Source organism: Bacillus sp. cl96 (genome assembly GCF_900100505.1).
Taxonomy (GTDB): Bacteria; Bacillota; Bacilli; order Bacillales; family Bacillaceae_G; genus Bacillus_A; species Bacillus_A cereus.
The window spans coordinates 1-7,984 of sequence record NZ_FNDM01000039.1; the positions used below are offsets into that span (position 1 = coordinate 1).

The window sequence follows — 7,984 nt, forward strand, 5'->3', positions numbered from 1 at the left end:
TAACTTCGGACGATCAACAGATGCAACTTTCAATTCTCCTGCCAACTCAATGTAACCACAATCAACAGATTCACTTTTTAAAACTTCTTCATAACCAAAATTCCTCGAACGATTCGCCTGTAACGAATACGGCATATTTGAACTCGCCACCATCCGTATAAACTCTTCTTTTTTAATGCCTTCCTTAAAATCTGCAACAATACTTAATTTATCAATCGTTACATCTAGCAAACTTGATTTCAGTACGTTATGCATAACAAATCCTTAACCCCCAAAACAGATATTTTTGTGCGCTTGTCCGAGATGTTTTTTTAAGAAGTGTGAGAAATTCTCAACCTTTACCTGCTTATTAGAATAACAGGTAACTTTTTTTCATCGGACTATTTCTTCTCCACCAAAAAACACTAAAAACAGATCACTTTCTTTCTTCTTTGTCTAAATGAGCAAAATAAAATTCAAACGCTTTTTCTGCAACATCTATCTTTTTAGAAAAACGTCCACTATTCACTAATTCATTAATTCTATCAACCGTTTCTTTCGGCAATCTGAAAGCTTCTTGTACTTTTGGAGTTTTTCCGTTTTTAGGCTTCCTTCCAACAGTCACATAATTCGCCTTAGCCATCTTTTCACCTCCTCGATAAAACCAACAATATCATGATATCATTTTGCATACCATTTTAACAAGTTTAATTTTAAAATTCATTTCAACATAAACTTCAAAGTCTACAAATTATCAAAAATCGCTCACCTACTAAAACTCAAATCGTTGTTAGAAATTTTTCAAATCCAGACTTAGAAATAGTTTTATATCCCTCATGATCTTCCTTTTTACTTTCTAAATACATACCAAACAAAATTCCAACCTCTTTAGGATTCGTGATACCACGTTTCACTAGAATTTCTAAGTAAGGTTTAAAATCTGTATCCATTTCAATAATAAGTTTTCTCCCCTTCTTAAACAGTTCATTTACTTTGTCATCTAAGTTCTCAATCGTTTTACCTTCATAACTACAATTCGAACATTTATATCGAACCTCAACATAACCAAAATATTGACATGTTTGACAAAGTTCCTTGTCCACTTCATTCATGCAATTATCACAAATCATTTTTCTCCCCCTACAGAAACATAATATCTATTTCTTCCCGTCTACCTTTTGTATATTTTACTGTATTTTTTATTCATTCTTTTAAAATTACATTTTTAAAAGAAAAGAAAACATACCTTAAAACCTTAATATTCCTGTATTTTCAATAGAATTAACCCCTAAGTTTTTGGGGTCACACAACCCGTATTACATAGGGGGGTTATTTCTTCATCTTACTTTCAAAATAAAAAAGACGTGGTGAAATCCCACGTCTTTTTTATTACTTCTCAATAACAACTATAGAGGCAAAACCATGATCTGAATTACCCGTATTCCCCGTTGCATCATAACCAAACCCATAAGCCCCCATAGGTGCTATATTAACAACTTTCCATCCTTCTGCTAACAATCCATTCAATTCTTCTGTAGTATCCTTCCATTTACCATTACTACTATGCCAATAACCATTAACTACAATTACTTTTTGCATATATACCTCTCCCTTGTTTTGATTATCAATATATAAATTCCTATATATCAAATACAATTTTAATATATATATCTAAATAAATATTTTAAAAAACAAGAGCCATTCCTAAGAGCCTTATATAATATCCCCATATATTCACATCAACAATTTGCGAGGACATTATGCAAAGCTCTACAAACCTCGTTATATTATAACAAGTTCCGCTACCGCTACACGTCTAAAGAAAAAAGAGACTCACACAGAGCCCCCTAACATGCCATTATTTTTTATCATCCAAAGATACTAATACAACACTTTCACTTATATCTCCTAAACGTTCACTTATAGAGGTCAAACCTTCACCAAGCCCCATAATTTGTTCATTCATTTGCTTCATAAGATCTCCAAAATCCGCTAATTGTTCATCCTTACGATCATAATCATTAATTTTCATAGTCAGCTCTAAAATCCTACAAGTCTCTTCAATCGTCAAATCATTTTTCTTAGCCAAATCCTTCACTGTATCTATAAACCTAACTCCGTAAGTATCAAAATACTCCATTCTTGGACGTTGATTAAACAATGTTCCCACGCTATCTCTCCAATCCCTGGTCCCTATTTTTCTGTTGACGTACTTGTTTTAATCTCTTTTGGTGCTCTTCATGCTCTTGTTTGTGATTCAAGAACTTTTGAGCACCCTTCACTTCATCATCACCAGCAAAATGACGCTTTAAAAACTTACGATTCATCTTGTCCAGTATACTCCCTTTAACATAACCAATCACTCCTGCAAGTTCAGGGAACTTCTCCTTATACAACTCTTTCACTCGCTCCAATGTTTTCTTAAGAAAATCATTTTCGCCCTTCAATCCTTCATTCTCTCTCTTTAGATCAGTTACTTTCCTCTCTAAAAAACGTTGTTCTTTATACAAATTATCTTTTTCATATTCATTCTTAATCTTTTCGTTTTTAAGGCGACTATTTTCAACTCTAAGCGCTTCAGAAGACCTAGCCAATACTTTTATACTCTCAAAGTCTTCCAATGCAATTTCGACCGTTTTAGAGCGTATAAACCCACCCTTTTCTTTAACTGGAATCTCATCCACACTTTTCGCTTGATCTAAAGACAATCTTAAATCATGAAGACGACTATCTATTTCTTTCTTTTCCTGCTCCAACTTCCCTATTTCTTGTTGCAAAGTCACCGCTTTAAACCGCTGCGTCGATAAATGTTTCCTATCGCTAGAAACACCACGCTCTATATCAAATCCCTTTTCTTTCACATGTTCATAGATTTTATCTTGTAAATCATGAAGTTCTGATTTGCTTTTAAAAAATGAATACGCTGATAGTTTTTGTTTTTCATTAACTGGAACCATGCCCACATGCATATGAGGTGTTTTTTCATCAACGTGTACGGAAGCATACACAAAGTTCTCTTCTCCATATCTCCCCTTCAAAAAACGAAGAGACTCTTCAAAGAATCTTCTCTGTTCCACTTGAGATAAAGAATTCATATAATCAGGACTAGCCGAAATCATGAACGAACAACAAACAACAGCATCTTTCCGAATCGCACGATTAGATACAACACCGTTATCAATTCTATCTTGAATTAATTTCTTATAATCCACTTTTTCTTTGTCATGAATCAAATCATAATTCTGTTCCGTTCGTTCATGAATAATATCTGAATTTGAATGACTTTCTTTTTCACGTTGATTATGTATTTGTAATCCCTTCACATCTGTCATCTTGAATTTTTGCATGTGACAAAGCATAAATTTTGACATGGGCATCGCTCCTTTTTCGGGGGTAGTTCCATGTAAACTGTAGCACACTACAGTTTACTGCGTAAACACGTGTGCCCTACGGGACATTTCGGCGACCGCCGAGCCATGACAAGCATGGCAAAAGATTCATGGGCTTTGCCCAAACCCACAAGGGAAACTCTTCCCCTTGACCCCTTTCAATCGAACTCCCCAACCCCTCAATCCTTGAGGGACTCCCTCGCCGGTAGGCATCCCCAAAACGGCTAACGTTTTGGAGTTCCAAGAGGGTTCTGGGCACAGTGGGTTCGTCCACTCCTTAATGCTCACTTCGTTCCGCTTACCGTTGGACAAACATCATACAACTACCTCAAACGTTTTTTCAGCTGACATCCATGTATTAAAAAGTCTCTTTTTATATTCATCACGACAACATAACGCCTTCCGCTGCCCTGCAAAATATCCTCGCCAATCTTCCCTATTTTTTTCACCGCCCCACCGATCTACAGGGATTTTCTTGTAGTGAAATGACTACTTCCTCTACAAACATATTTTTTTGTTTTACAGGAAGAGCTTCAACTATTCTCTACTTTTCAAACATCATCAAATCTATTGATACAATCATATTCTTCATAAGAACCACTGCCGGAACAACCATAGAATAAAACTACAGCTATTCCTAGACCCATTCCAACACAGAATCCATAGAGAAATACACCTCAGAACGTTCAGAATGCATTCTATGAACTTCTAGTTCTTAAGAAACCCTAAGAGCCTCACAATATTTTAAAAACGATTTTAAGACCCTTAAAAAGCAAAATAAAAAAGAGCCCTAAAAATAGGACTCTTTCTTCAATACTCATCAATACCACCATTTCATTTAACTGCACTACTATGATTATAAATATAGTTCAACAAAATCACGAAGTATGCCAGTACCTCTCATCTTCCAAGGTGTTGACGCACCTAGCAAGTCTACAATTCCATATCCCTAATTAAAAACACACTCATGCATAAAAAAAAGAAGTTGAAATGCGCCATATAGCACCACCAAATACCGTTAGCCAACTATACCTTTAGCATACAAAAACTATCCAAGCACATAAAATCCCCTAAATTATTTTGACTCAATGTCACCTGGAATATATTCGATTAAATCCGATAATTTAACATCTAACTTCTCACAGATCGCCATTAAAGTATCCAACCTTAAAGACGACACACTTTCATTGTGCCAAAGCTTATTAACAGAATTACGACTCACACCAGTTATCCTTATTAACTCCGCAATATTATCTATATTTTTTTGGGCCATAATCATACGAATGTTATTTACTAACTTCATTCCTCTTACTCCTTATATTCAATATACACTCCATTTTACTTATAAAGATAATTTTATGCAATTTATAAATAAAAATAAACCTTTTAAACTTTATATTTATTTATATGTATTGATATTTTAACTTTATGAGGTTAAAATATAACCACAGACAAAAAACAAAAGAATAACGAACATGAAAGGAAGAACAATTTGGCATATCTAACAGCAAAAAAAGTAAAAGGAAACATTTACTTTTATGTATCCCAATACGTTGGAACACAACCATATTACTCAAAACACTATAAATATATAAATATTTACTCAATCGGCAATCAAAAAATAGCTTTAGAGAGAATCGCTATGTGGTTATTAGATAACAACCGCATACCAGAAGAACTAATAGAAATCGGAGTATCCATAAACGATGTGAAATATTGGTATGAAAAAGTTGAAAAAACATTACAAAACTACTCTTTAACTAACCATAAAAATACCTAAAAGGAGCATTACTATGGCATTTCTAACAAATTACAAAGCAAATGGAAAAAGATACTTTTATGTAGAAAAATATGTTGGTAAAAAACCATATACCTGCAAACAAAGTGAACGTATTTATTCGATTGGAAACGAAAGAATCACATTAGAAAGGCTCACTTTATGGATTTTAGATAACAGTTTCATTCCAAGCGAATTAATAAAAATCGGAATATCAATTGACGATATAGAAAACTGGAGAGAAAAAGTAGAAAATACCATAAAAAGATACTCTCTATAACTAAAAACAAGAAAAAAGACTGATATTTTTATCAGTCTTTTTTCCTTTAACTATTTATATTTTTTTCATCACAAAAGGGTTAGATATTTTAATAATATATTTATATATTTAATAAAAGTTATGCGTGACTTTTTGAATTTTTCATTTACGAACAAAAACAAACAGACTTTAAGAGTAAAAAGGATTAAAAATATACAGAAATCACGAAATAAAAAATTCACAAAACAACAAATTCAAACATAATCTAAACATCTTTTTTTCATCACACAACTCGATTAAAACGGTGCGACTTTTTAATGATATATATATCTATGAAATGAAAATGCGAGCAAAGTTTTTTCGTTTTCAGTTCATCATAGAGATACTATATAAACTCCGTAATTTCGGAATACGGAATTACAAAGAAAACAGAAAACAAAAATTTCGAAAATCGAAAAATCGAGATTTCAAATTCAACAAAGTTCAAAATCAAATTCCACATCAAAATCTCCCCCAAAAATAAACCTTCAAAAAACGTACGGTATTTTATCGTTATATATATAACTAAAAAAATTCATGCGCACACTTTAGTTTCCCATCCTGTACGGTAGTAACGGGAAGTTTTAGGATATAAACTATATAGCTTATAAATTTAAAAAAGAATTCACAAATTCACGAAATTAAAGTTTTAAAAAAAGAAAGACATTTTGTCTTTCTTTTTTTAAAACCAATTACCTTTTGTTTCTGACATCCGTTTTTTTATCTCTAGCATTTTTTTCATTTGTTCTCTTTCTAACGGATCACTAATATCATCTAATTCTAATTTTTTTAACGGTTGTACAAATTTATAGCTGCCATTCTTTTTTTCAGCTAAATAATAATACTGTAATTCATCATTCCAATAATATATGACTTGTTCACTCAACATAAAAGCCCCCAGTAATCACCTTAATATTAGCCCGTTACACCATCATAGCATCAATAAAGCCCTAAAATTAACGCAATACAAAAGAGATAGTTCCAAAAGTAACCGTATCAAAAAGTAGTCCCAAATAACTGATAAACGCATCATAAAGCCAAAAACAAGTGTCTCAAAAAGTCCCTAAAATCATTTGCAAACGTTCATAAAAATATATATAATTTATGAACGGTAGGGTTATATGTTTTATATATATAAAAAACCGCACCCTTTTTGGGTTATTTTTCTTTGATGACAATCAATATAAAAGTCATTAAAATGAATAGTATACGGTATACATGCAATAATAGTCGTAGCTATTCTTAAAAATAAAATTAAGTTCTAAATCATAAAAAAATCCTTCCAAGTGCGCCAACACTCGAAAGGATTAACCATTTTTTATTTTCCAACCTTATTTTTACCATTTTCTAGAAGTTCTGCTAATTGTCCAGTTAGTAGAACTTTTTTCTTTTCATAATCCCCAGCAACATCAAACATTTTTGGAACACATTGATTCAATTTCTTACGCCATGTATTTCTTTGAAATCTATCCATCATCCCAAAATAACGCCCATGATAATCATTCATAATAGCTTCTAAAATAATCCTATCACCAAGTTTTATTTCACTATCATCTAAATTCACTAAATCCCCAACGATTATCGAATCAAACGGATTATAATCTGACTCTATCCATTCTCTCGCCTTTTTCTTACGTAAACGAGCTTCAAAACGAGTTACATGTTCCACATCTGGATACTGATCCAAAGTATCATTCTCTCTATTCTCTTGCTTCTTATCATAAATACAAAGATGATTATCTGACCCACGTCTTCCAACATACATCGTTCCTAAAGATTTATCCCTATCTAGAAAAATACACTCTGATTTACTTGATAAATCTTTAATTTTCAAATTTGAAATCTTAACGGGATAATCACAAGCTATATGTATACCTGTAACTTCAACATTTTCTAACAACCCCAAAACTAATCGTATCGACTCATCAACCACACGATTATATGCCATATGCTTAGGGTTAAACTCAAACCTAACATTTTTCAACAAACGATCAGTTTTCTTTTTTCCATTACCCGGAAGAAAACCATTTTCATCTAACTGTAAAAACATTTCAGCATTCCTTAACAACTCATCCTTTTTAACTTCAATCAAGTTCTTTTTGTTCTTTAAAGTATTAAGTAATAACTGAACATGTTCCTCATGATTTTTTTCCATAGCTTCATTTTTAAAACCCGTTGCAAGTTCTTGCTCATCTATTTCAGATTTCAATGCGACTATTTCGCCTTTCAACTTCTCAATAGTCAATTCTACTTGTTTTTCTTGCCGTTTTAATTTTCTCTCATCAGTCAAACGACCATCTTCATCAGTTTCAGCTATCAATTCTTCTACATCAGCTAAACTTTCAAACAAACCTTGATATTCCACATCAGAAAGTGATGGTTCACCATTTTTCCGCGCTAACCTTTCTTGCTCAATTTGATCTTGCAATCTAAATCTATGAAAAGTTAACTTCGGACGATCAACAGATGCAACTTTCAATTCTCCTGCCAACTCAATGTAACCACAATCAACAGATTCACTTTTTAAAACTTCTTCATAAC

Annotated in this window: 10 protein-coding genes and 1 pseudogene; 2 read left to right on the forward strand and 9 right to left on the reverse strand. The window is 32.6% G+C overall.

All coding sequences use genetic code 11. The features are described 5' to 3' along the window. From BLT20_RS29705 to BLT20_RS29740, 7 genes and pseudogenes are all read right to left on the reverse strand, one after another. Positions 1 to 255 (reverse strand): annotated as a pseudogene (locus BLT20_RS29705) (replication initiation protein); the annotation flags it as partial. Between the two features lie 160 nt (positions 256 to 415). Further along, complete coding sequence (locus tag BLT20_RS29710) at positions 416 to 622, reverse strand: hypothetical protein (protein ID WP_001029683.1); 207 nt, start codon at positions 620 to 622, stop codon at positions 416 to 418. Between the two features lie 136 nt (positions 623 to 758). Continuing rightward, positions 759 to 1,109 (reverse strand): hypothetical protein, encoded by a 351-nt coding sequence (locus BLT20_RS29715; protein ID WP_000562818.1) that lies wholly within the window; start codon positions 1,107 to 1,109, stop codon positions 759 to 761. Positions 1,110 to 1,368: 259 nt separating this feature from the next. After that, positions 1,369 to 1,578 (reverse strand): hypothetical protein, encoded by a 210-nt coding sequence (locus tag BLT20_RS29720; protein ID WP_001174426.1) that lies wholly within the window; start codon positions 1,576 to 1,578, stop codon positions 1,369 to 1,371. A gap of 259 nt (positions 1,579 to 1,837) precedes the next feature. Next, the gene (locus BLT20_RS29725; RefSeq protein WP_073340468.1) at positions 1,838 to 2,119 is read right to left on the reverse strand and encodes a hypothetical protein; all 282 of its coding nucleotides are present in this window, start codon (positions 2,117 to 2,119) and stop codon (positions 1,838 to 1,840) included. A gap of 31 nt (positions 2,120 to 2,150) precedes the next feature. Then, entirely contained in the window at positions 2,151 to 3,350 is a 1,200-nt protein-coding gene (gene mobV / locus BLT20_RS29730) for a MobV family relaxase (RefSeq protein WP_000033077.1), read from the reverse strand. 1,093 nt (positions 3,351 to 4,443) lie between these two features. After that, positions 4,444 to 4,671 carry a helix-turn-helix domain-containing protein gene (locus tag BLT20_RS29740; RefSeq protein WP_000780194.1) on the reverse strand — a complete coding sequence of 76 codons (228 nt, stop codon included), beginning with the start codon at positions 4,669 to 4,671 and terminating at the stop codon, positions 4,444 to 4,446. A gap of 189 nt (positions 4,672 to 4,860) precedes the next feature. On the opposite strand from BLT20_RS29740, the gene BLT20_RS29745 reads away from it, so the two are divergent. Both BLT20_RS29745 and BLT20_RS29750 read left to right on the forward strand, forming a co-directional pair. Then, entirely contained in the window at positions 4,861 to 5,148 is a 288-nt protein-coding gene (locus BLT20_RS29745) for a hypothetical protein (protein WP_000323834.1), read from the forward strand. Between the two features lie 13 nt (positions 5,149 to 5,161). Then, positions 5,162 to 5,425: a hypothetical protein gene (locus BLT20_RS29750; protein ID WP_000874968.1), complete on the forward strand. Its 264-nt coding sequence runs from the start codon at positions 5,162 to 5,164 to the stop codon at positions 5,423 to 5,425. Positions 5,426 to 6,125: 700 nt separating this feature from the next. On the opposite strand, the gene BLT20_RS29760 is transcribed toward BLT20_RS29750, so the two are convergent. Together BLT20_RS29760 and BLT20_RS29765 are read right to left on the reverse strand one after the other, a co-directional pair. Beyond that, on the reverse strand, positions 6,126 to 6,332 hold the full coding sequence (locus BLT20_RS29760) for a hypothetical protein (protein ID WP_000947848.1): 207 nt from the start codon (positions 6,330 to 6,332) through the stop codon (positions 6,126 to 6,128). A gap of 429 nt (positions 6,333 to 6,761) precedes the next feature. Continuing rightward, on the reverse strand, positions 6,762 to 7,984 hold a 1,223-nt coding region (locus tag BLT20_RS29765), incomplete at its 5' end, for a replication initiation factor domain-containing protein (RefSeq protein ID WP_090869617.1).